The sequence below is a fragment of the Pseudomonas asplenii genome, assembly GCF_001293465.1.
GTDB lineage: Bacteria > Pseudomonadota > Gammaproteobacteria > Pseudomonadales > Pseudomonadaceae > Aquipseudomonas > Aquipseudomonas fuscovaginae_B.
The window spans coordinates 112,595-133,724 of the sequence record NZ_JSYZ01000003.1 but is presented as its reverse complement, the minus strand read 5'-3'; the positions used below and the strand labels follow the sequence as shown (position 1 = coordinate 133,724).

General features: G+C 63.0%; 22 protein-coding genes. 8 read left to right on the top strand and 14 right to left on the bottom strand.

Annotation, left to right across the window (positions count from 1 at the left end; genetic code table 11):
- The 13 genes from ycaC (PF66_RS04555) to PF66_RS04495 form a co-directional block, all read right to left on the bottom strand.
- On the bottom strand, window positions 1-499 hold a 499-nt coding region (ycaC, locus tag PF66_RS04555; protein WP_054062005.1), incomplete at its 3' end, for an isochorismate family cysteine hydrolase YcaC.
- 149 nt (window positions 500-648) lie between these two features.
- Window positions 649-1,278 (bottom strand): class I SAM-dependent methyltransferase, encoded by a 630-nt coding sequence (locus PF66_RS04550; RefSeq protein WP_054062004.1) that lies wholly within the window; start codon window positions 1,276-1,278, stop codon window positions 649-651.
- Window positions 1,279-1,408: 130 nt separating this feature from the next.
- Window positions 1,409-2,053 (bottom strand): methionine ABC transporter permease, encoded by a 645-nt coding sequence (locus tag PF66_RS04545; RefSeq protein ID WP_054060956.1) that lies wholly within the window; start codon window positions 2,051-2,053, stop codon window positions 1,409-1,411.
- Window positions 2,043-3,164, bottom strand: a complete 1,122-nt coding sequence (locus PF66_RS04540) for a methionine ABC transporter ATP-binding protein (RefSeq protein ID WP_054062003.1) — start codon at window positions 3,162-3,164, stop codon at window positions 2,043-2,045. The genes PF66_RS04545 and PF66_RS04540 overlap by 11 nt, the downstream gene beginning before the upstream one ends.
- A 1-nt stretch (window position 3,165) precedes the next feature.
- Window positions 3,166-3,975, bottom strand: a complete 810-nt coding sequence (locus tag PF66_RS04535; RefSeq protein WP_054060193.1) for a MetQ/NlpA family ABC transporter substrate-binding protein — start codon at window positions 3,973-3,975, stop codon at window positions 3,166-3,168.
- Between the two features lie 114 nt (window positions 3,976-4,089).
- A complete protein-coding gene (locus PF66_RS04530) occupies window positions 4,090-5,541 on the bottom strand; it encodes an LLM class flavin-dependent oxidoreductase (protein WP_054062002.1) in 1,452 nt (483 codons plus the stop codon).
- Window positions 5,541-6,737, bottom strand: coding sequence for an SfnB family sulfur acquisition oxidoreductase (locus PF66_RS04525; protein WP_054060195.1), 1,197 nt, complete (start codon window positions 6,735-6,737; stop codon window positions 5,541-5,543). Before PF66_RS04525 ends, PF66_RS04530 begins: the two co-directional genes overlap by 1 nt.
- Window positions 6,738-6,757: 20 nt before the next feature.
- Window positions 6,758-7,999, bottom strand: a complete 1,242-nt coding sequence (locus PF66_RS04520; RefSeq protein ID WP_054062001.1) for an SfnB family sulfur acquisition oxidoreductase — start codon at window positions 7,997-7,999, stop codon at window positions 6,758-6,760.
- Window positions 8,000-8,208: 209 nt separating this feature from the next.
- Complete coding sequence (locus PF66_RS04515; protein WP_054062000.1) at window positions 8,209-8,964, bottom strand: hypothetical protein; 756 nt, start codon at window positions 8,962-8,964, stop codon at window positions 8,209-8,211.
- A gap of 429 nt (window positions 8,965-9,393) precedes the next feature.
- Window positions 9,394-10,143: an L-cystine ABC transporter ATP-binding protein TcyN gene (tcyN, locus tag PF66_RS04510; protein WP_054061469.1), complete on the bottom strand. Its 750-nt coding sequence runs from the start codon at window positions 10,141-10,143 to the stop codon at window positions 9,394-9,396.
- A 4-nt stretch (window positions 10,144-10,147) separates the two neighbouring features.
- Window positions 10,148-10,816: a cystine ABC transporter permease gene (tcyL, locus tag PF66_RS04505; RefSeq protein WP_054061468.1), complete on the bottom strand. Its 669-nt coding sequence runs from the start codon at window positions 10,814-10,816 to the stop codon at window positions 10,148-10,150.
- Entirely contained in the window at window positions 10,813-11,610 is a 798-nt protein-coding gene (tcyJ, locus tag PF66_RS04500) for a cystine ABC transporter substrate-binding protein (RefSeq protein ID WP_054061999.1), read from the bottom strand. The genes tcyL and tcyJ overlap by 4 nt, the downstream gene beginning before the upstream one ends.
- A gap of 262 nt (window positions 11,611-11,872) precedes the next feature.
- Entirely contained in the window at window positions 11,873-12,868 is a 996-nt protein-coding gene (locus tag PF66_RS04495; RefSeq protein ID WP_054061998.1) for a D-cysteine desulfhydrase, read from the bottom strand.
- A 190-nt stretch (window positions 12,869-13,058) separates the two neighbouring features.
- Between PF66_RS04495 and epsC the strand changes: the two genes are divergently transcribed.
- The 8 genes from epsC to betT all read left to right on the top strand — a co-directional run bounded on the left by epsC (window position 13,059) and on the right by betT (window position 20,475).
- Window positions 13,059-13,988: a serine O-acetyltransferase EpsC gene (gene epsC, locus PF66_RS04490; protein WP_054062201.1), complete on the top strand. Its 930-nt coding sequence runs from the start codon at window positions 13,059-13,061 to the stop codon at window positions 13,986-13,988.
- A gap of 232 nt (window positions 13,989-14,220) precedes the next feature.
- Window positions 14,221-14,847 carry an isochorismate family cysteine hydrolase YcaC gene (gene ycaC, locus PF66_RS04485; RefSeq protein ID WP_054061997.1) on the top strand — a complete coding sequence of 209 codons (627 nt, stop codon included), beginning with the start codon at window positions 14,221-14,223 and terminating at the stop codon, window positions 14,845-14,847.
- A gap of 76 nt (window positions 14,848-14,923) precedes the next feature.
- On the top strand, window positions 14,924-15,199 hold the full coding sequence (locus tag PF66_RS32995; protein ID WP_054061996.1) for a hypothetical protein: 276 nt from the start codon (window positions 14,924-14,926) through the stop codon (window positions 15,197-15,199).
- A gap of 5 nt (window positions 15,200-15,204) precedes the next feature.
- Complete coding sequence (locus tag PF66_RS04475; RefSeq protein ID WP_054060587.1) at window positions 15,205-16,224, top strand: hypothetical protein; 1,020 nt, start codon at window positions 15,205-15,207, stop codon at window positions 16,222-16,224.
- Window positions 16,203-16,979, top strand: coding sequence for a hypothetical protein (locus PF66_RS04470; protein WP_054060574.1), 777 nt, complete (start codon window positions 16,203-16,205; stop codon window positions 16,977-16,979). Before PF66_RS04475 ends, PF66_RS04470 begins: the two co-directional genes overlap by 22 nt.
- A gap of 7 nt (window positions 16,980-16,986) precedes the next feature.
- Entirely contained in the window at window positions 16,987-17,193 is a 207-nt protein-coding gene (locus PF66_RS04465) for a hypothetical protein (protein ID WP_054061995.1), read from the top strand.
- 106 nt (window positions 17,194-17,299) lie between these two features.
- Window positions 17,300-17,926: an isochorismate family cysteine hydrolase YcaC gene (ycaC, locus tag PF66_RS04460; RefSeq protein WP_054061994.1), complete on the top strand. Its 627-nt coding sequence runs from the start codon at window positions 17,300-17,302 to the stop codon at window positions 17,924-17,926.
- 587 nt (window positions 17,927-18,513) lie between these two features.
- A complete protein-coding gene (gene betT, locus PF66_RS04455) occupies window positions 18,514-20,475 on the top strand; it encodes a choline transporter BetT (protein ID WP_193394191.1) in 1,962 nt (653 codons plus the stop codon).
- A 133-nt stretch (window positions 20,476-20,608) separates the two neighbouring features.
- On the opposite strand, the gene PF66_RS04450 is transcribed toward betT, so the two are convergent.
- Window positions 20,609-21,058: a DoxX family protein gene (locus PF66_RS04450; protein ID WP_054060577.1), complete on the bottom strand. Its 450-nt coding sequence runs from the start codon at window positions 21,056-21,058 to the stop codon at window positions 20,609-20,611.
- Between the last annotated feature and the right edge of the window lie 72 nt (window positions 21,059-21,130).

The window sequence follows — 21,130 nt, the reverse complement described above, 5'->3', positions numbered from 1 at the left end:
ACCAGTTCATCATCTGTGCGCCGGCCTGGGTCATGCGGTTCCACGCGGCCTGCTGCACCGTTTCGTTGAAGGTACCGGAAGCATCGGTCACCACGAACACATCGAAACCTTCAGCCAGCGCCGACAGCGTCGGGAACGCCACGCAAACGTCGGTCACCACCCCGGCGATGATCAGTTGCTTGCGGCCGGTGGCCTTGATCGCCTTGACGAAGTCCTCGTTGTCCCAGGCGTTGATCTGGCCGGGGCGGGCGATGTACGGCGCGTCCGGGAACATCTCTTTCAGCTCTGGAACCAGCGGGCCGTTGGGGCCCTGCTCGAAGCTGGTGGTCAGGATCGTGGGCAGGTTGAAGAACTTGGCGAGGTCGGCCAACGCCAACACGTTGTTCTTGAACTCGTTCGGCGAGAAGTCCTGCACCAGGGAAATCAGACCGGTCTGGTGGTCGACCAGCAGGACTACGGCGTCGTCTTTGTTCAGGCGGTTGTAGGTTGGCTTGCTCATGGGGGGATCCTTTTTCGTTTAAGTGGTGGGAAGCTGTGTCGTTCAATGTGTGACCAGATTAATGAGCCGCCGAAAAAGGAAAAAGCGGCTCAAATCGGTTTGACTGTCCTCTCAGGATGGACAATCCAGCGCCCTGCCTCATCGCACCGCTAACGCTTGCGCCAGACACTCGCCAACCACGGCTGCTGCTCGCGGGGCAGTCCGGCGGGACGGTAGTAGTGCTCCAGTTCGATGAAGCCCGCCGCCGTGAGCAACGCCCGCCAGGCCTCCAGGTCGTGGTAAGAGCCATAACGCTCGCCATTCCAGCCCTCCTGGTTTTCCCCCCGCGGGTTGGAACTGAACAGTACCCCGCCCGGCTTGAGCGTGGCGTGCAGTTGCTCCAGGACGCGCGGCAGCTCCTGCAGCGGAACATGGAACAGCACGGCATTGGCAAATATCCCGTCGAAACGTTGGGCCGGCAGGTCCAGATCGAGGAAGTTCTGCTGCAGCACCTCGCAGCCGCTGTCCTCGCGGGCCATTTGCGCGAAGCGCTCGGAGCCGTCGAGGCCGACGGCGACGTGGCCCAGGCGGGTGAAGGCCTTGAGGTCGCGGCCGGGGCCGCAGCCGAAGTCCAGGAGGGTGAACGGCGCCGTGCCCTGGATGTGCCGCAGCAGGGCGTCGATGTTCTGGCTGACATCGTGGTCGCGGGTGCCTTCGCGGAAGCCCTCGGCGGTGCGGTTGTAGTGGCCGAGGGTGGTGGAAGCGATCTGGTGGAGGTCGTCGGGGCCGAGGGTTTTCATCGGGGATCTGCGCTTTGGGGTGGATGAGCTGAATATATCACCCTGCAGATTGCTGCTGCGCCCGGGAGGGCCCTTCCGCGGGCGGCGATCCGACTTGCCCGCGAAAGCGATGCTCCAGACGCCAGATATCTCAGCGCTTGTTGAGCACCCGCGCCAATCGGTCACCACCGAACTGGATCGCCGCCACCAGGATCACCAGCAACACGATCACCGTCAGCATCACCTGGCTGTCGAAGCGCTGGTAGCCATAGCGATAGGCGATGTCCCCCAGGCCTCCGGCACCAATGGCCCCGGCCATCGCCGAGGAGTTGATCATGGTCACCAGGGTGATGGTGAAACCGCCGACGATCCCCGGCAACGCCTCGGGCAGCAGCACGTGCCAGACGATATGCCAGCGCCGGCAGCCCATGGCCTGGGCCGCCTCGATCAGGCCATGGTCGACCTCGCGCAGGCTGACCTCGGCGATCCGCGCAAAGAACGGCGTGGCGGCGATGGTCAGCGGCACCACGGCCGCCCACACCCCATAGGTGGTCCCCACGACCAGCCGGGTGAACGGGATCAGCGCCACCATCAGGATCAGGAACGGAATCGAGCGGAACAGGTTGACGAACGCCCCCAGCACCCGGTTCACCGTGGGCGCCTCGTAGATCCCGCCCTTGTGGCTGGTGACCAGGATCACCGCCAGCGGAATGCCCAGCAACAGCGCGATCAGCGACGACACGCCGACCATCAGGAAGGTGTCGATCACCCCCTGCCACAACCGATCAAGCCACATAACCCAGCACCTCCACCTGTTGCGCCCAACGGGCCGCGCGCTGGCGCAACGCCTCGGCGTCCAGCGACGAGCCACTCACCGACAGCAGCAACTGCCCCAGGGCATGCCCCTGGATCCGTTCGACACCGCCCTGCAACAGCCGCACCCGCCCGCCGAGAGCGCTGAACAGCGCGGCCAGGTCCGGTTCGTCGCTGGCACTGCCGGTGAACTGCAGGCGCAGCACCACGGCCGCCCCGGCCGACTCCGGCTGCGCCCGCAGGCGGCCCTGCAGTTCCTCCGGCAACGCGTGCTGCAAGGGCGCCAGCAAGGTCCGGCTGACCTCATGCTGCGGGTCGCCGAACACTTGCCACACCGCCCCCTGCTCGACCACCCGCCCGCGCTCCAGGACCACCACGCGATCGCAGATCTCACGAATCACCGCCATCTCGTGGGTGATCAGCACCACGGTCAGGCCCAGGCGCCGGTTGATCTCGCGCAGCAGGCCGAGGATCGACTGGGTGGTCTCCGGGTCGAGCGCCGAGGTCGCTTCATCACACAACAGAATCGCCGGGTCATGCACCAGCGCCCGGGCAATGCCCACCCGCTGTTTCTGCCCGCCGGACAGCTGCGCCGGATAGGCCTTGTGCTTGTCCCGCAGGCCCACCAGTTCCAGCAGCTCGCGCACCTTCCGCTCCCGCGCCAGCCGGGGTACCCCGGCCACCTTCAGCGGCAGCTCGACGTTCTGCCAGACGGTCTTGGCCGACATCAGGTTGAAGTGCTGGAAGATCATGCCGACCCGCCGCCGCAGTTCCACCAGGCGGTCTTCGTCGAACCCGCCGATGTCCACCTGGTCGATCAGCACCCGCCCCGCCGTGGGTTGCTCCAGGCGGTTGATGGTGCGGATCAGCGACGACTTGCCGGCGCCACTGCGGCCGATGATGCCGAACACCTCGCCGCGCTGGATCGCCAGGTCGATGCCCTGCAGGGCGTGCACCGGGCCCTGATGGCCGTCGTAGGTCTTGCCCACGCCGATGAAGCGCACATGGGCCCGGTTGAGTTCGGGATGCAATTCGGTCTGTTCGGCTTCGCGTGGCGCTTCGGCCAGCGGGCGCTGGAGGCTGGCGACACTCATGTCAGCCTTCCCAGCCGGCCTGGTACAGCTTGCCGTGGGCCTTGTCCAGGGCAGCGCGTACGGCCGGCGAATGCTGGTAGATATCGACGAACTTGATCAGCCGCGGGTCGTTCTTTTCCTTCGGCTGGATGACGAACTGGATCACGTACTCCTTGTGGTCGAGGCCGTCGAACAGCAACGCGGAGCCGGCATCGAAGCTTTTCGCCAGACGGATGTAGGCCGGGTAGCCCTGCACCAGGTCAGCGTCATCGTAGGCGCGCACCAGTTGCACGGCCTCGACCTGAAGGATCTTGAGCTTTTTCGGGTTGCTGACGATGTCGTCCTCGGTGGCCTTGTAGCCGACGCCGGGCTTGAGGGTGATCAGCCCGGCCTTGGCCAGCAGTTGCAGGCCGCGACCGCTGTTGATCGGGTCGTTGGCGATGGCCACGGTTGCGCCTTCGGGCAGTTCGTCGAAGCGCTTGTACTGCTTCGAGTAGAGGCCGACGTTGTTGATGATCCCCGGAGCGAAGGGCACCAGGTCGAAACCGGCGGCGGCCTTGGCGTTTTCCAGGAACGGGATGTGCTGGAAGTAGTTCACGTCGATATCGCCGGCGGCCAGGCTGACGTTGGGCGCGATCCAGTCGGTGAACTCCACCAGTTCGACTTTCAGGCCCTGCTTGCCGGCCTCTTCCACGGCGGCCTCCAGCGGGATGGCGAAGGCGGCGGTGGTGCCAACCTTGAGTGGGGCGTCGGCGGCGTGGACAGCGGCGCTGAACAGGCCAAGGGCGAGGGCCAGTGCCTTGACTGGCTGAACGAAGCGTAGGGTTTTCATGATCGGTTTCCAGTCGATAATCGTCTGTAGGATTCGCACCAACCTTGTAGGAGCGTGGCTTGCCCGCGAAGCTTTTAGCGCCCTTGAGGACGCCTTCGCGGGCAAGCCCGGCTCCTACAGGGCCAGCGTTTGTTTTTCGATGGCGCCAGTCGACAGCGGGGCCTGCGGTGTTTTTTCGATGGCGCCAGGCGATAGCGAGGCCCGGCGATAAGCTGATCCGGCATGCGCCGGCGGCAGATGCGCCTCCTCCCCGAACAGTTTCTCGCGCAAGGTCCCCTGCTCATACGCGGTCTTGTACGAGCCGCGTCGCTGCAACTCGGGAATCACCAGGTCGATGAAGTCCTCGTAGCTTTCCGGGGTGACGATGCGGGTCAGGTTGAAACCGTCCAGGCCGGTCTCGGCAATCCACGATTCCAGTTCGTCGGCCACCTGGGTCGGCGAACCGACCACCGTCACGTAGCGCCCGCCCAGGGCGTGCTGTGCCAGCAACTTGCGCCGGGTCCAGTCGTTGTTCTGCAGGTTGCGGGTCGCCGACTGGATCGCGTTGCTCTTCACATAGCGGATCGGCTCGTCCAGTTCGTACTCGGCAAAGTCGATGCCGGTGGACGCCGAGAAATGCGCCACTCCGGCTTCCGCACTGGCGTAGCCAAGGTACTCGGCATGCTTGGCCCAGGCCGCCTCCTCGGTTTCAGCGACGATCACATTGATCCCCATGAACACCTTGATCGCCTGCCCGTCACGCCCCGCCGCTTCGGCACTGGCACGGACCTTGTCCACCTGGGCCCTGGTCGCGGCCTTGTTCTGCCCGCTGATGAACACGCATTCGGCATGTCGCCCGGCGAACAGCAGGCCGCGCTCGGAGCTGCCGGCCTGGAACAGCACCGGCGTGCGCTGCGGCGACGGCTCGCAGAGGTGATAGCCCTCGACCTGGTAGAACTCGCCCTTGTGCCGTACCTTGTGGACCTTGTCCGGCTCGGCATACACCCGCCGCACCGGGTCGTTGATCACCGCGTCGTTCTCCCAACTGCCTTCGAGCAGCTTGTAGAGCACCTCCAGGTATTCGTCGGCCTGGTCGTAGCGACGGTCGTGCTCGGCCTGGGCATCCAGGCCCATGGCCTTGGCGGCGCTGTCGAGGTAGCCGGTGACGATGTTCCAGCCGACCCGGCCGCGGCTCAGGTGGTCGAGGGTCGACAGTCGGCGGGCGAACAGGTACGGCGCCTCGTAGGTCAGGTTGGCGGTCAGGCCGAAGCCGAGGTTTTTCGTCACTGCGGCCATGGCCGATACCAGCAGCAGCGGGTCGTTGACCGGCAGTTGGATCGACTCGCGCAGCGGCACGTCCACCGACTGCTGGTAGACGTCGTAGACCCCGACGATATCGGCGATGAACAGTCCGTCGAACAGCCCGCGCTCGAGCAACTGCGCCAGCTCGGTCCAGTATTCGAGCGTCTTGTAGCGGGTCGACTGGTCCCGTGGATGCGTCCACAGGCCGTGGTTGATATGCCCGATGCAGTTCATGTTGAAGGCATTGAGCAGGATCTTCTTTTTCGTTTCCAAAGGCCGACTCATCAGATGGTCCCCCGCAGCGGCGGGTTTTCCTCGTTGAGGTAGTAGTTGCCCACCGCGTGGTACTTCCAGCGCACCGGGTCGTGCAGGGTGTGCACCCGGGCATTGCGCCAGTGGCGGTCGAGGCCGTGCTCGGCCAGGGTCGCCTGGCTGCCCGCCAGTTCGAACAGGGTGCTGCCGGCGGCCAGGGAGATTTCGGTACTGATCGCCCGGACCTCGGCAACGGCGATCGAGGCCGCCGCCACGCTGTCGGCATTCGGTTCGGCCTGGGCACGGTCGAGCCATTCGCCGGCACGCTCCAGCAAGGCTTCGGTGGCACTCAGGCGGATGCTCAGGTGGCCGATGCTCTTGAGGGTCAGCGGGTCGTCGACAGCTTTTTCGATACCCGAATCGATCCAGGGCCGGGTGCGGGTACGGACGAAATGCAGGGTGTCCTCGTAGGCCGCCCGGGCAATCCCGGTGTCGATGGCCGCATGGAGGATCTGCGCCAGCGGCCCGACCGGCGTCGGCCGCTCGAACGCGCTCTGGAACGGGATCACGTCCTCGGCGGCGACGAACACGTCCTCGAACACCACCGAGCCGCTGCCGGTGGTGCGCTGGCCGAAACCGGTCCAGTCGTCGATCACCGTCAGCCCGGCGCTGTCCCGCGGGACGAAGGCCAATTGCTGTACGCCCTGCTCGTCGACCACCGAGGTGGGAATGCGCTGGGCATAGAGCGAACCGGTGGAATAGAACTTGCGGCCGTTGATGCGATAACCCTCGCCCTCGCGGCGCAGGTGGGTCACCCGGTCGTGGGCGGTCTTGGTCCCCAGCTCGGCCAGCGCATTGCCGAAGCGGCGACCGGCCAGGACTTCGGCGTACAGCCGACGCTTCTGCGCCTCGCTGCCGTTCACCCGAAGCACTTCCAGGGCATAGAAATGGTTCTGCGGAATCTGCCCGAGGGAGGCGTCGGCCTCGGCGATCAGTTGCGTGACCTTGGCCAGGGTGACGTTCGATACCCCGGCGCCCCCGTATTCCTTAGGCACACTGATGCCCCACAGGCCGGAGCGGGAAAACACCTCCAGCTCGGGCAGCGGCAGGCGCCGTTCACGGTCGCGCAGTTGGCTGTCGCGCTTGAAATCCTCGGCCAGGTCGCTGGCGACGATCAAAGCTTGCTCGTCGCTGGAAATGACCGCGACGCGTGGGGAAAACTGTGACATGGGTGTCTCCAGAGGTCTGGTCAGATCCAGGAATGGCGGGCCGGCAAGGTGCCGTTGAGGCGGTAGGCACCGACCGCGTGATACTTCCAGCGCACCGGGTCGTGCAGGGTGTGCACCCGGGCGTTGCGCCAGTGCCGGTCGAGGTTGAACTCGGCCAGGGTGGCGCGGCTGCCGGCCAGTTCGAACAGCTTTTCGCTGGCCAGCAGGGAGATCTCGGTGGTCAGCACCTTGGCCTCGGCCACGGCAATCGAGGCCCGCGCCGCGGCGTCGGCGTCCACCGGCCCGGCACTGATCCGGTCCAGCACCTGCCCGGCCTTGCGCAACAGCGCCTCGGCGGCATGCAATTCGATTTTCAGCCTGCCGATATCGGCAATGACATACAGGTCGTCGCTGGCCCGCTCGACCTTGGCATCGACCCACGGCCGCGACCGCTCGCGGACGAAGGCGATGCTGTCGTCGATGGCCGCGCGGGCGATCCCGGCGTCGATGGCCGCCTGGATCAGTTGCGAGACGGCGCCCTGGATGTTGGGGGTGGCGCCCTGGCGCCAGTTCTCGACGACGTTCTGCGCTTCGACCCGCACGTTGTTCAGCAACACGGTGCCGCTGGCGGTGGTGCGCTGGCCGAACCCGGACCAGTCATCGACCACCCGCAGGCCCGGGGTGCCACGGCGGACGAAGGCCATGACCTGGCGGCCTTCATCGTCGAGGGCCTTGACCGCCACCCAGTGGGCGAACAGGGCACCGGTGGAATAGAACTTCTGCCCGCTGATGACGAAGCCGTCACCGTCGGCACTGATGCGGGTCCTGATCTCCAGGGTGTTGCGGGTGCCGCGCTCGGGGCCGGCATTACCGATCCGCCAGCCGTCGAGCACGCTCTGGAACAGTTGCTTCTTCTGCCGCTCGGTGGCCGTGCCGAGCAGCGCCTGGAGAATGCCGAACTGGTTCTGCGGGATCTGTCCCAGGGCCGGATCGGCGGCGGAAATGATCGCGAACACCTCGGCCACGGTGACGAAGGACACCTGCGGGCCACCGTATTCGCGGGGGATGGTGATACTGCCCAGGCCGCTGCGGGTGAACTGCTCGATTTCGGCCCAGGGCAGCTTGCGCTGCTGGTCGCGCCGGGCGGCGTGCAGCCGGGCGACCTCGGCCAGCTCATGGGCGGCCTGCAGGGCTTCGGCGTCGTTGCGCAGTACCCGCGCCGGCAGCAGCAGCGGCGCGATGTCCTGATCGCTGTGGACCTGTGCGTCGTTCAAGTTAGACATCAGCGCCACTCCGTGGCGTGCGCAATGCCCCGGCGATCCGCACAAGGGTGATTGTGTTCCTGACCATACCTACCTCATCTCTCTCAAGAGGCATCGCGAAAGCGATACCGACGAAATCAAACGGGTCCGGTGGTCCGGTTCATATACCCTAAACGCGTATAAAAATTAAATGAACTAACCTTTAGGAATATGCATAGAAGGTCCGTCGCTCACTCCCGGCGGCGTTGGGCGGCGCGGGAAAAGCCGGGGGCAACGGGCCGGACGAAATGCCGCGCGGCACCCACGCGCAGGCGCCGTGGCGGCGCCCAGCGGGAATTGTTGCCGACCCGGTCGATCACGCAGTAGGTGATGTCCAGCCCGCGGTCCTCGCCGGCTTCGAGGATCACCGCGGCCGGCACGAACACCGTGACCGGCTTGCCGATATCCGCGGGTGTCAGCTTGGGCAGGTCGAAGCGTACATCGCCCCAGAGCAGGGTGATTTCATCCTCGGCGGCCATGTTCGGATAAGGCTCCAGGGTCAGCGGCACGCCGCGCTTCATCTGGTTCGGGTTGACCCCGTAGCGGCGGATCGGCGAAGGAATGATCGGCGGCGCCAGGCCCTGGTTCTCCTCGCCGATCGGCAGGCCACCGGGGCAACTCAGCTTGACCGGCAACTTGAGTGGCGGGGAAGTCTGCGCCATACGGCCAATGCGCATGAGCCGGTAGTGAATCCGCGCCACACCGTCGAGGACGAAACTCTGCGGCACCCGCAGGCTGACCGGCTGGCCCTGCTCGCCCGCCTGGATCTGCCGGGACGTCACATAACAACCGTCCCAGAACAGCTCGAGCAGGTCGCCCTCGTCCATGCCCGGATAGGCCGGGATGCACACCGACAATTGCTCGGCGGCCAGGCGGCCGATGCCCCGCCGGTGCGCCTGGGGCACCACGGGCAGCGCGAGTCGGGAGTGCTCGAGAGAATCGTTCATGAAATCGTCCTTTTTATAAGTTGTCGATAAGTTCAACTTTAAAGAAGCGGCCGGGTCCGTTCGCAAAGCCGGGCCAGTGCTTCTTTCGCCGCATCCTTACAGCCGAAATGTTATGGCGCGGGCATCACGCAGACACCCCCGAACAGGCGGGCAATGCAGATAACGCCACACCAGCAGGAAGTCAGCTAAGAGTTTTGCCGGGCAAGTGTCAAGACCTTGATCGACAATGATTCCGATCGCCCTGTTATTCGGACGAGTCCTACTTTGCGCCTCTATTCAGGGGCTCTCGGCAGTTTTATTTGGAGGAAAGGGGGATCATTTGAAACAGTCGCCAGGTAATAAAAGAAGATGACCCGCAACTATCGAGAGAGTTACTCATTGAATAGCGTACTCATTCCCTGAGTACGTTATTTAAACTAAAGAACCGTCCTACGCATCACCCAGAAACTTACTGAGGAACTGCCGGGTACGTTCTTCTTTCGGATTGGCAAACAGCGCCTTGGCTTCACCCTGTTCGACAATCACGCCCTTGTCGAAAAAGATCACCCGGTTGGCCACGTCGCGCGCGAAACTCATCTCGTGAGTGACGATGACCATGGTGCGTTTTTCTTCCGCCAACCCGCGAATGGTCGCCAGCACTTCACCCACCAGTTCCGGGTCGAGGGCCGAAGTCGGTTCGTCGAAGAGGATCACCTCGGGTTCCATCGCCAGCGCCCGGGCAATCGCCACGCGCTGTTGCTGACCGCCGGACAGCCGCCGTGGATAGGACTCTTCCTTGCCCGCCAGGCCCACCTTGGCCAGCAGCTTGCGGCCCAGGGCCACGGCCTGGTCGCGCGGGGTCTTCTTGACCACGATCGGGCCTTCGATGACGTTCTCCAGCGCCGTGCGATGGGGGAACAGGTTGAAGTTCTGGAACACGAAACCCACCTGCTGGCGCAGCTTGCGGATCAGGTTCTGCTGCTGGCTCAACGGGCGGCTGCCGTCGATCTCGATCTCGCCCACCTGGATCCGGCCACTGGAAGGTTCCTCGAGGAAATTCAGGCAACGCAGGAAGGTGGTCTTGCCGGAACCGCTGGGGCCGATGATCGCCACCACCTCGCCGGCCTCGACCGTCAGGTCGATGCCCTTGAGCACGCTCTGGCCATTGAATTGCTTGGTCAGTTTTTCAACCACGATCATGCTGTCAGGACTCCTGGTCATGCCGATTGACCCGTGCCTCCAGCTTGCCCTGCAGGTGCGCGAGCACGCTGGAAAGCAGCCAGTAGATCAGGGCGGCGGCAAGATACATGGTGAAGATTTCGAAGGTCCTGGCACTGATCAGCTGTGCCTGGCGGAACAGCTCGGGTACCTGGATGGTCGCCACCAGCGAGGTGTCCTTGACCAGCGAGATGAAGCTGTTGCCCAGCGGCGGCAGGGCCGTGCGCGCGGCCTGCGGCAGGATCGCCCGGCGCAGGGTCTGGGCGCGGGTCATGCCGATACTGGCGGCCGCCTCCCATTGCCCACGGTCGATCGCGCCGATCGCCGAACGCAGGATCTCGCAGGTGTAGGCCGCCAGGTTAAGCGACAGGCCCAGCAGGCCGGCCGGAATCGGGTCCAGTTCTACCCCCAGTTGCGGCATGCCGAAATAGATCCAGAACAACTGCACCAGCAAGGGCGTGCCGCGAAAGAACGACACGTAGATACGTGCCGTCCAGTTCACCACCCCGATGCGCGACATGCGCATCAGGACCAGCACGAACCCCAACAGGAACCCGAAGAACAGGCCGCCGACACTCAGGACAACGGTGTAGTACAGCCCCTTGAGCAGGTAAGGGGCCGAGTCCAGGACAAGTTGTGGGTTCAGCCCGATCATTTGGTCACGTCAGCATCGAAGTACTTCTGCGACAGCTTCTTCAGGGTACCGTCGGCGCGCAGTTCGTCGATCGCCTTGTTCACCGCGGCCAGCAGCTCGGGCTCACCTTTGCGCAGCGCGACGCCGGCTTCCTGGCGGGAGAACGGTTCGCCGGAAACGGCCAGGGTGTCGTTGGTTTTCTTGATCAGCTCGAAGGCGGCCAGGCGGTCCACCAGGATCGCGTCGATGCGGCCGATGCGCAGGTCCTGGTACTTGGTCGGATCGTCGTCGTAGGTCTTGATGATGGCCTTCGGTACGTTGTCCTTGAGCCACTGCTCGTAGTTGGTACCCAGGCCGACGCCGACCTTGTGGTCAGCCAGATCGGCGGCGGTCTTGAACTTGCTGGCGTCCTTCTTCTGCACCAGGGCCTGGATCCCGGAGACGGTGTACGGCTCGGAGAAGTCGTACTTCTTCTTGCGCTCCTCGGAGATGGTCACCTGGTTGATCACCGCGTCCAGGCGCTTGGACTCCAGGGCAGCGAGAATGCCGTCCCACTTGGTCGGCTGCAGGTCGACCTTCACGCCCAGCTTCTTCGCCAGGGCTTCGGAGAACTCGACCTCGAAACCGGCCAACTTGCCGTTTTCGTCCTGGAAGCTGAAAGGCGGGTAGGTGCCTTCCAGGCCGACCTTGATCACCCCGGCTTTCTTGATGTTGTCCAGTTGCTCACCGGCAAAGGCTTGGCCCAGCAGGCCTGCACCCAGCACCAAGCCCAGGCTGCCGACCAGCAGACGCTTGCGAAACGCGGAAATATTCATGAAGAGCCCCGTGTGTTTTTTTATGGGAAAAGGAAGGCAAACCTGACACTTTTATTACCAGCGGCCATCCTGCCTCAAAGCAGTATTGGCGTCTCGTGGCAAATTCGCCTGAGGCGAAACTATAAACGGCTCCTTTTATAATTTTAAATAATATAAAAGAATCCAATTATAACTGATTTAATGTTAAGCAGGGCGTGCTGCGGTGCCTGGTTCGCGGATGAATCCGCGAACCAGGCAACACCGACTCCCTGTCCGGAACAGGTCAGGCAAACGACGCGTCGTAGGCAAACAACGCCGGCGCCCCGCCGGTGTGCAGGAAAATGATCGGCCCCTCGTCGAAACGCTGCAGACCGATGCCATCGAGCAACCCGGCCATCGCCTTGCCGGTGTACACCGGGTCGAGCAGGATGCCTTCCTGGCTCGCCATCAGCCTCACCGCCGCCAGGGTCCCGGCATTCGGCTCGCCATAGCGCGGGGCGAAATACTCGTCCCACAGTTGCACCTTGAAGCTGGCCGGCAACGGCACCTCCAGCAGTTCGGCGGTGCGTTCGGCCAGCCCCTGCACCTTCGGCCGCTGCGCCTCGTCGCTGCGCGAGACCGTCACGCCGATCACCGGCAGTTGCGGCAGGGTCTCGCTCAGGCCCAGGGCCAGGCCACTGTGGGTCCCGGCGCTGCCGGAAGCCAGCACCACCGCGGCGAACTCCAGCCCCGTGGCCTCGATCTGCGCCGCCAGCTCCAGGCCCGCACGCACGTAGCCCAGCGCACCCAGGGCGTTGGAGCCGCCAATCGGCACCAGGTATGGCTTCTTGCCGTTGCTGCGCAGGCGCTCGGCCAGGGCCTGCAACTGCTCGTCGGCGTTGTCCAGGTTGTCCACCAACTCGACCCGCGCGTCGAACAGGTCCAGCAGCAGGCGGTTGCCGTTGTCGAGGTAGTTGCCATCCCCGGTACCGATCGGGTTTTCCAGCAAGGCCACGCAGCCCAGCCCCAGGCGAGCCGCCAGGGCGGCGGTCTGGCGCACGTGGTTGGACTGGATCGCCCCGGCGGTGATCAGCGTGTCGGCCCCCGCCGCCAGTGCATCGGCGGCCAGGTATTCGAGTTTGCGCAGCTTGTTGCCACCCAGTGCCAGCGGGGTCAGGTCGTCGCGCTTGATGTAGATATCGCGGCCTGCCCATGCCGACAGACGTTCGAGTTTTTCCAGGGGCGTGGCCTGCTCGAGAAGCGGCAGGCGGTCGAAGCGGGCGAGCTGTTGTTTGATCATGAGTCCGAACTGACGGTAGGAAATGTTTCGACTATAGGCAGGCACTTTTCCCCAGGCAACCGTGAACGCCTTATTTCAAAACGTTCTTAGCAAAGCACTATTCGTTCTTAATTACCGTTCAGGGCCGTGCCGTAAAGTGAAAGCCATTCAGGTGGCCCGATTGTCCGGCCGCCAGGTCGGAGATTTGATCGTGAGCGAGCGTTCCAGCCATTGGCAACTACAGACCATCGTCAGCCAGTTGCGCAGCGCCAGGGATGAGTGGCGTACCCGCAACGGGCGGGTCAGCGATGAACAGGGCGGGCGCGAACTGCCGTCGCGCCAGGCCATGGCCGAGATTCTCGAGGCCCTGTGCGGGGCACTGTTCCCGATGCGCCTGGGGCCGGTGGACCTGCGCGAGGAAAGCGAGGACTTCTACGTCGGCCACACCCTGGACGCCGCCCTCAATGCGCTGCTGGCCCAGGCCCGGCTGGAACTGCGCTACGCCGCCCGGCATGACGGCCGGGACGATGCCGAGGTGCAGGCCAAGGCCCTGCGGCTGATCCAGGACTTCGCCATGGCCCTGCCGCAACTGCGCCGGCTGCTCGATACCGATGTCCTGGCGGCCTACCACGGCGACCCGGCGGCGCGCAGCGTCGACGAAGTGCTGCTGTGCTATCCGGGGATTCTCGCGGTGATCCACCACCGCCTGGCGCACCACCTGTACCGTGCCGGCCTGCCGCTGCTGGCGCGGATCAGTTCGGAGATCGCCCACTCGGCCACCGGTATCGACATCCACCCGGGCGCACAGATCGGCCCCAGCTTCTTCATCGACCACGGCACCGGCGTGGTGATCGGCGAGACGGCGATCATCGGCGAGCGGGTGCGCATCTACCAGGCGGTGACCCTGGGCGCCAAGCGCTTCCCGGCGGACGAGGACGGCCAGTTGCAGAAGGGTCATCCGCGGCACCCGATCGTCGAGGACGACGTGGTGATCTATGCCGGCGCGACCATCCTGGGACGCATCACCATCGGCAAGGGCGCCACCATCGGCGGCAACGTCTGGCTGACCCGCAGCGTGCCGGCCGGGTGCAACCTGACCCAGGCGAACCTGCAACAGCACGAGAGCGAAATCCAACGCTGAGAGGGCGATTGACACAGACCATTGTGGGAGCGGGCTTGCCCGCGAAGGCGTCCTTGAGGCCGTCAAAGCTTCGCGGGCAAGCCCGCTCCCACGAGGTTCGGTGTTGAATTGTCCATCCCTGAGTGACAGTCAAACCGATTTGAGCCGCTTTTTCCTTTTTCGGCGGCTCATTAATCTGGTCACAAGTTGAACGACACAGCTTCCAGCCACTTAAACGAAAAAGGATTCCCCCATGAGCAAGCCAACCTACAACCGCCTGAACAAAGACGACGCCGTAGTCCTGCTGGTCGATCACCAGACCGGCCTGATTTCCCTGGTGCAGGACTTCTCGCCGAACGAGTTCAAGAACAACGTGTTGGCGTTGGCTGACCTGGCCAAGTTCTTCGAGCTGCCGACCATCCTGACCACCAGCTTCGAGCAGGGTCCGAACGGCCCGCTGGTTCCAGAGCTGAAGGAAATGTTCCCGGACGCGCCGTACATCGCCCGTCCCGGCCAGATCAACGCCTGGGACAACGAGGATTTCGTCAAGGCGATCAAGGCCACCGGCCGCAAGCAGCTGATCATCGCTGGCGTGGTGACCGACGTTTGCGTGGCGTTCCCGACGCTGTCGGCGCTGGCTGAAGGTTTTGACGTGTTCGTGGTGACCGACGCTTCCGGCACTTTCAACGAAACCGTGCAGCAGGCCGCGTGGAACCGCATGACCCAGGCTGGCGCACAGATGATGAACTGGTTCTCGTTGGCCTGTGAGCTGCACCGCGACTGGCGCAACGACATCGAAGGCCTGGGCAACCTGCTGTCGCAGCGGATCCCGAACTATCGCAACCTGATGAACAGCTACGCGGCGCTGACGACCCGTTAATCCACCCGGAACCACAAGGCCCGCCTTCGAGCGGGCCTTTTGCTTTCAAGCGCCTTTCAGGGCGGGACACTATCAAGTGCTGACCCTCGATGCTCAGCCGCCGCAGAGCCTTGGTTTAAAGGTCGACCAGAGTCAGGTCCTGATTGGTACGGATGACGCTATGCTCCAAACCATTGAGCCGACGCTGCTGGTACGCCTTCAGACCAGCGGAGTAGCTGACTTCAGGGAAACAGCCTCCATCGCCGCTGTGAAGCGAACCCTGTTTGATACCGGCACAACGCTATCTGTAAATCTATTTTTTGACTTGTTAACTACCTTTATTTACAGTTTGAAAATAAGGTTAACAGGATGATAAAGATGTCCAGCCTAAAGGATGATGTAAAGGCCTACGTCGAGTCGGTACTCGGGCTACCGATCGAGTTGAAGCCTGCGCGACTTAAGCTTCCGTTCCATATCTTGGATTTGTACAAGCCTGTTCAAATGCAGATAGACGTGGGTAAGGACTGGATCTCTACGCTTCTGCTGTTACCAGTATCGGACGAATACCCAGGTGCCGTTGCGCTGCAAAAGCACATCACCCAAGTGCGGAAAGCTACGGATGAGGTGATTGTCTACGTCACGAAGTCACTGACACCTCATGAGCGCCGTAGCCTGATCAGTCATCAAATCAATTTCCTCCAGCCTGGGTATCAGATGTTCATCCCGGCCCTGGCCATGGACTTGCGAGAGAAGGTGCGCCAGCGTCGAGATGAAGAAGAGGTTCAAGCGCTTCTGCCGGCAGCCCAAGCGATGCTGCTCGGCTGCTTGTACGAGGGGTGGTCCAGTGAACAGCTTTTCACCAGCAATGCGATCATGGGTGACTTCCGCTACAGCCGTGTAACCCTTTCCAAGGTGGTAGACCAGCTCCTGACGCTAAAGCTGTTGAAAGTCGTCAAAGCCAGAGGCTTCAAGAACCTGTATGCCTTTGATGGCAACACATTTGAGATATTCAGACGCGCCCGGAGATACATGAGCTCGCCTATCAGGCGAAAAGTCGCAATTGATACAAAGCTGCAACTCGGTGAAGGTGTGTTCCTGGCGGGCGAAACCGCCCTAGCGAAGTACACGATGTTGGCGGAGCCGACTAAGCCAGTATACGGCATGAACAGGCGATGCTTCGCGGAGTTGATCGAGAATGGGTCTTTGCGCATCACCGACTCAGTCGATGACACGTCTGCGTGGGTGGAAGTCTGGTCTTATAACAGCTTGGCAAAGAATAAGAACATTGCAGACCAGGCTTCCTTGCTGCTGAGCCTGGAAGATAACCCGGATGAACGAATCCAGATCTCCCTGGACGAACTCAAGGAGCAGATTGCATGGCTATCGTCAGAGGACTAGAACGGTTCGGTAAGCATTTCAGCGAGTACAAGGACAAATACGTACTGATTGGAGGCGTCGCATCCGCTCTCACAATGGATGATGCGGGTCGCGATTTCAGAGCGACAAAAGATCTCGATATTGTTCTGATCATTGAGGCTTTGGACACCGCATTCGTGGCCCGCTTCTGGGACTTCGTGAAGGCGGGTGGGTACCAGATCAAGCAGGCGGGTGGAGAGCGCCCAGTCTTCTACCGCTTCCAGCATCCGACTGATGAGTCTTACCCGGTACAAATCGAGTTATTCTCGCGTACTCCCGAGGGGCTCGAACATGAGGAAAACGCGACGCTGACACCGATTCCAACTGATGAGTCAGTCTCCAGTTTGTCCGCAATTTTGCTCGACGATGCCTATTACGAGTTCTTGTTGGATGGCCGCCAGCAGAATGATGAGTTGTCGTATATCAGCGCTGACCGGCTGATCCCACTCAAGGCGCGGGCCTGGCTTGATCTGTCAAAGCGCAAGGATACGGGAGAAAAGATCGACTCTCGTAACGTCAGAAAGCATCGTAACGATGTTTTGGTATTGGCAGGCCTACTCTCTGGTGAGCCCATTGAGCTGACCGAAATCATCCTGGCCGACATGAAAGAGTTTTTGGAGCGCCTGGCCAAGGAAGAGGTGAATCTGAAAGATATTGGGCTGAGAGGCAGCCTCGCCGAACTCATCTCTCGCCTTGAGCAGAGCTTCGGGCTCGTGCAAGAACAGGCGGCAACGTGATGGCCACATGATGCCGATGGAAGAGCCACCGCCAGATACACAGAAGCTCATGGTGGAAACGCGTCTCGCGGCTGCTTCCTTCGTTTTCCTGAAGATCGAACACGGCCTCTCAGACAGCCGCCGCGAGAGCAGCGATGATGTCCTCGGCAGCATCATTGAACCATTAGTTAATTCACCTACCAATTCCTTGATCGGACTGTCCATTCCAGGGTGACAGTCAAACCGATTTGAGCCGCTTTTTCCTTTTTCGGCGGCTCATTAATCTGGTCACAAGTTGAACGACACCGCTTCCAGCCACTTAAACGAAAAAGGATTCCCCCATGAGCAAGCCAACCTACAACCGCCTGAACAAAGACGACGCCGTAGTCCTGCTGGTCGACCACCAGACCGGCCTGATTTCCCTGGTACAGGACTTCTCGCCGAACGAGTTCAAGAACAACGTGTTGGCGTTGGCTGACCTCGCCAAGTTCTTCGACCTGCCGACCGTGCTGACCACCAGCTTCGAGCAAGGTCCGAACGGCCCGCTGGTTCCAGAGCTGAAGGAAATGTTCCCGGATGCGCCGTACATCGCCCGTCCCGGCCAGATCAACGCCTGGGACAACGAGGATTTCGTCAAGGCGATCAAGGCCACCGGCCGCAAGCAGCTGGTCATCGCTGGCGTGGTGACCGACGTGTGCGTGGCGTTCCCGACGCTGTCGGCACTGGCTGAAGGTTTCGACGTGTTCGTGGTGACCGACGCTTCCGGCACTTTCAACACCACCGTGCAGCAGGCCGCGTGGAACCGCATGACCCAGGCTGGCGCACAGATGATGAACTGGTTCTCGGTGGCCTGTGAGCTGCACCGCGACTGGCGCAACGACATCGAAGGCCTGGGCAACCTGCTGTCGCAGCGGATCCCCAACTACCGCAACCTGATGAACAGCTACGCGGCGCTGACGGCCCGTTAATCCACCCGGAACCACAAGGCCCGCCTCCGAGCGGGCCTTTTGCTTTCCAATCATTCTCACGCCCCACGCCGATCGTTCCCACGCTCGGCGTGGGAATGCAGCCCGTGACGCTCTGCATCACCAGAGCGGACGCGGAGCGTCCTGTGAGGCATTCCCACGGGGACCGTGGGAACGATCAGATCATTCTCACGCCCTCGCCGATCGTTCCCACGCTCAGCGTGGGAATGCAGCCCGTGACGCTCTGCGTCACCAGGGCGGACGCGAGCGTGCTGTGAGGCATCTCACGGGGACCGTGGGAACGATCAGACTCCAGCCCCCACCAAATGAAGCCGCTCAATCCACCGATCACTACCTACAACCTTTGCTGAAAGGCACTGTCAGAACAATACCGTCGAGCCCTGCGATTGGTCCCAGACACCCGATTCATGTTTAACTTGAATGCTCGTTCAAGTTAAACCGGCAGCTCGCTGCCCGCTCACAACAGGAGGCCTGCCTTTGCTGAGTCCGAAATATCCAGCCACGTGCCACCCCTTCGAGGTACCCGCCGCATGAGTACCTCCACGACCGCAACCAGCGGCCTGATCCGCATGAACCCGCCCGTTTTCTACTTCGCCGCGACCTTCATCCTGCTGTTCGGCCTGCTGGTCATCAGCCAGCCCGAAGCCGCCGGCCAGTGGCTGTTGGCCGCGCAGAACTGGGCGGCCAACACCGTCGGCTGGTACTACCTGCTGGCGATGACCCTGTACCTGGTCTTCGTGGTGGTCACCGCCTTGTCCGGCTACGGCCGGATCAAGCTCGGTGCCGACCACGACGAACCCGAGTTCAGCTACCTGTCCTGGGCCGGCATGCTGTTCGCCGCCGGGATCAGCATCACCCTGTTCTTCTTCTGCGTCTCCGAGCCGCTCACCCACATGCTCCAGCCGCCCCAGGGCGAAGCGGGCACGCCGGCCGCCGCGCGCCAGGCGATGCAGATCCTGTTCCTGCACTGGGGCCTGCACGGCTGGGGCGTGTTCGCCTTCGTCGGCATGGCCCTGGCCTACTTCGCCTACCGGCACAACCTGCCGCTGGCACTGCGGTCGGCGCTGTACCCGCTGATCGGCAAGCGCATCAACGGCCCCATCGGCTACGCGGTGGACGGCTTCGGCATCATCGCCACGGTGTTCGGCCTCGGCGCCGACATGGGCTTCGGCGTGCTGCACCTCAACTCGGGGCTGGACTACCTGTTCGGCATCTCGCATACCCAGTGGATCCAGGTCGGGCTGATCGTGCTGATGATGGGCGCGGCCATCGCCGTCGCGGTGGCCGGCGTCGACAAGGGTGTGCGGGTGATGTCCGACATCAACATGCTGCTAGCCTGTGCGCTGCTGCTGTTCGTGCTGTTCGCCGGGCCCACCCAGCACCTGCTCAACACCCTGATCCAGAACCTCGGCGACTACCTCGGGGCGCTGCCGACCAAGAGCTTCGACCTCTACGCCTACGACAAGCCCAGCGACTGGCTCGGCGGCTGGACCGTATTCTACTGGGCCTGGTGGATTGCCTGGGCGCCGTTCGTGGGCCTGTTCATCGCGCGGATTTCCCGCGGCCGGACCATCCGCGAATTCGTCTTCGGCGTGCTGCTGATCCCGCTGGGCTTCACCCTGGCGTGGATGTCGATCTTCGGCAACAGCGCCATCGAGCAAGTGCTCAACCACGGCATGAGCGCCCTCGGCCAGTCGGCCATCGACGATCCGTCGCGCACCCTGTACCTGCTGCTGGAAACCTACCCGTGGAGCCGCACGGTGATCGCGGTCACGGTGTTCATCAGCTTCGTGTTCTTCGTCACCTCGGCCGACTCCGGCACCGTGGTGCTGTCGACGCTGTCCGCCCGTGGCGGCCATGCCGACGAGGACGGACCGAAATGGCTGCGGGTGTTCTGGGGCGCGATGACCGCGCTGATCACCAGCGCGCTGCTGTTCTCCGGCAGCATCGATGCGCTGAAATCGGCGGTGGTGCTGACCTCGCTGCCGTTCTCGCTGATCCTGCTGTCGATGATGTGGGGGCTGCACAAGGCGTTCTACCTGGAGTCGCAGAAACGCATCGCCCAACTGCACTCGCTGGCGCCGGTCTCGCAGGCACGTCGCGGCCGGGGCGGCTGGCGCCAGCGCCTGAGCCAGGCGGTGCACTTCCCATCGCGGGACGAGGTGTACCGTTTCCTCGATCAGACCGCACGGCCGGCGATCGAAGAGGTCACCGCGGTGTTCGTCGAGAAGGGCCTGAACGTGCTCACCCAGCCCGACCCGGCCAACGACAGCGTGAGCCTGGAGATCGGCCATGGCGACCTGCACCCGTTCGTCTACCAGGTGCAGATGCGCGGCTACTTCACGCCCTCCTTCGCCCTGGGTGGCCTGGGTTCGCGGGACCTGCGCAACCGCCGCTACTACCGCGCCGAGGTGCACCTGAGCGAGGGCAGCCAGGACTATGACCTGATGGGCTACAGCAAGGAGCAGATCATCAACGATATCCTCGACCAGTACGAACGGCACATGCAGTTCCTGCACCTGGTACGTTGACCCGCCAGGCGCCCAGGCCTTGTCCGGCAGCATGGACAGGGCCATGGCGATGGCCGGCACACCGACGATGAACGTGATCGCGGGGTGCATGACAATACCCGCGCGGGGAAGGCCGTGATCGATCGTGGTCGTCTCAACGCCGGCAGTGCAGCCTGTGATCCAGGGAATAGCGTCCTGCCCCCCGGAACACAATGTAGCCCGCCAGGAACAACATCAGCACCGGGTACTCGATGCCCCGGTCGATCCACGGCCAGGTCGGGCCCAGCAGGTAGCTGATCACCGCCATCTGCACAGCCATCATCGCCGCCAGCAGGCGGGTGCCCAGCCCCAACGCCAGCAAGGCGCCGCCCACCCCTTCGAGCAGCGCCACCAGCAACGCCAGGGTGTCCGCCGCCGGCAAATGCAGAACATTGCCGATCAGGTTGGCCGAGGCCGCCAGCGGATCAGCCATGGAGCCATGGGCCTCACCCAGCAGCTTCGGCACCCCATGGGTCACCATGATGATGCCGAAACACAGCCGCAGCAGGCTGTAGGCGATAGGTTCGAGACGGCCATTGAACAACGGGGAAAATACAGACGGCATGATCGCGCTCCAATCCTGGCAAACCTTCACTGAGGGGCCCACGCATCACCAAGCAACGGCCGGCGAACCGGT

Excerpts from the sequence above, each read along its gene's own strand:
- tcyJ (WP_054061999.1), bottom strand. The coding sequence starts at position 11,610 with ATGAATATTTCCGCGTTTCGCAAGCGTCTGCTGGTCGGCAGCCTGGGC.
- tcyL (WP_054061468.1), bottom strand. The coding sequence starts at position 10,816 with ATGATCGGGCTGAACCCACAACTTGTCCTGGACTCGGCCCCTTACCTG.
- betT (WP_193394191.1), top strand. The coding sequence starts at position 18,514 with ATGAACCCGCCCGTTTTCTACTTCGCCGCGACCTTCATCCTGCTGTTC.
- ycaC (WP_054061997.1), top strand. The coding sequence starts at position 14,221 with ATGAGCAAGCCAACCTACAACCGCCTGAACAAAGACGACGCCGTAGTC.
- PF66_RS04540 (WP_054062003.1), bottom strand. The coding sequence starts at position 3,164 with ATGAGTGTCGCCAGCCTCCAGCGCCCGCTGGCCGAAGCGCCACGCGAA.
- PF66_RS04450 (WP_054060577.1), bottom strand. The coding sequence starts at position 21,058 with ATGCCGTCTGTATTTTCCCCGTTGTTCAATGGCCGTCTCGAACCTATC.
- PF66_RS04530 (WP_054062002.1), bottom strand. The coding sequence starts at position 5,541 with ATGAGTCGGCCTTTGGAAACGAAAAAGAAGATCCTGCTCAATGCCTTC.
- PF66_RS04515 (WP_054062000.1), bottom strand. The coding sequence starts at position 8,964 with ATGAACGATTCTCTCGAGCACTCCCGACTCGCGCTGCCCGTGGTGCCC.
- PF66_RS04535 (WP_054060193.1), bottom strand. The coding sequence starts at position 3,975 with ATGAAAACCCTACGCTTCGTTCAGCCAGTCAAGGCACTGGCCCTCGCC.
- tcyN (WP_054061469.1), bottom strand. The coding sequence starts at position 10,143 with ATGATCGTGGTTGAAAAACTGACCAAGCAATTCAATGGCCAGAGCGTG.
- PF66_RS04525 (WP_054060195.1), bottom strand. The coding sequence starts at position 6,737 with ATGTCACAGTTTTCCCCACGCGTCGCGGTCATTTCCAGCGACGAGCAA.
- PF66_RS04545 (WP_054060956.1), bottom strand. The coding sequence starts at position 2,053 with ATGTGGCTTGATCGGTTGTGGCAGGGGGTGATCGACACCTTCCTGATG.
- PF66_RS04465 (WP_054061995.1), top strand. The coding sequence starts at position 16,987 with ATGATGCCGATGGAAGAGCCACCGCCAGATACACAGAAGCTCATGGTG.
- PF66_RS04470 (WP_054060574.1), top strand. The coding sequence starts at position 16,203 with ATGGCTATCGTCAGAGGACTAGAACGGTTCGGTAAGCATTTCAGCGAG.
- PF66_RS04495 (WP_054061998.1), bottom strand. The coding sequence starts at position 12,868 with ATGATCAAACAACAGCTCGCCCGCTTCGACCGCCTGCCGCTTCTCGAG.
- PF66_RS04475 (WP_054060587.1), top strand. The coding sequence starts at position 15,205 with ATGTCCAGCCTAAAGGATGATGTAAAGGCCTACGTCGAGTCGGTACTC.
- PF66_RS04520 (WP_054062001.1), bottom strand. The coding sequence starts at position 7,999 with ATGTCTAACTTGAACGACGCACAGGTCCACAGCGATCAGGACATCGCG.
- ycaC (WP_054061994.1), top strand. The coding sequence starts at position 17,300 with ATGAGCAAGCCAACCTACAACCGCCTGAACAAAGACGACGCCGTAGTC.
- PF66_RS04550 (WP_054062004.1), bottom strand. The coding sequence starts at position 1,278 with ATGAAAACCCTCGGCCCCGACGACCTCCACCAGATCGCTTCCACCACC.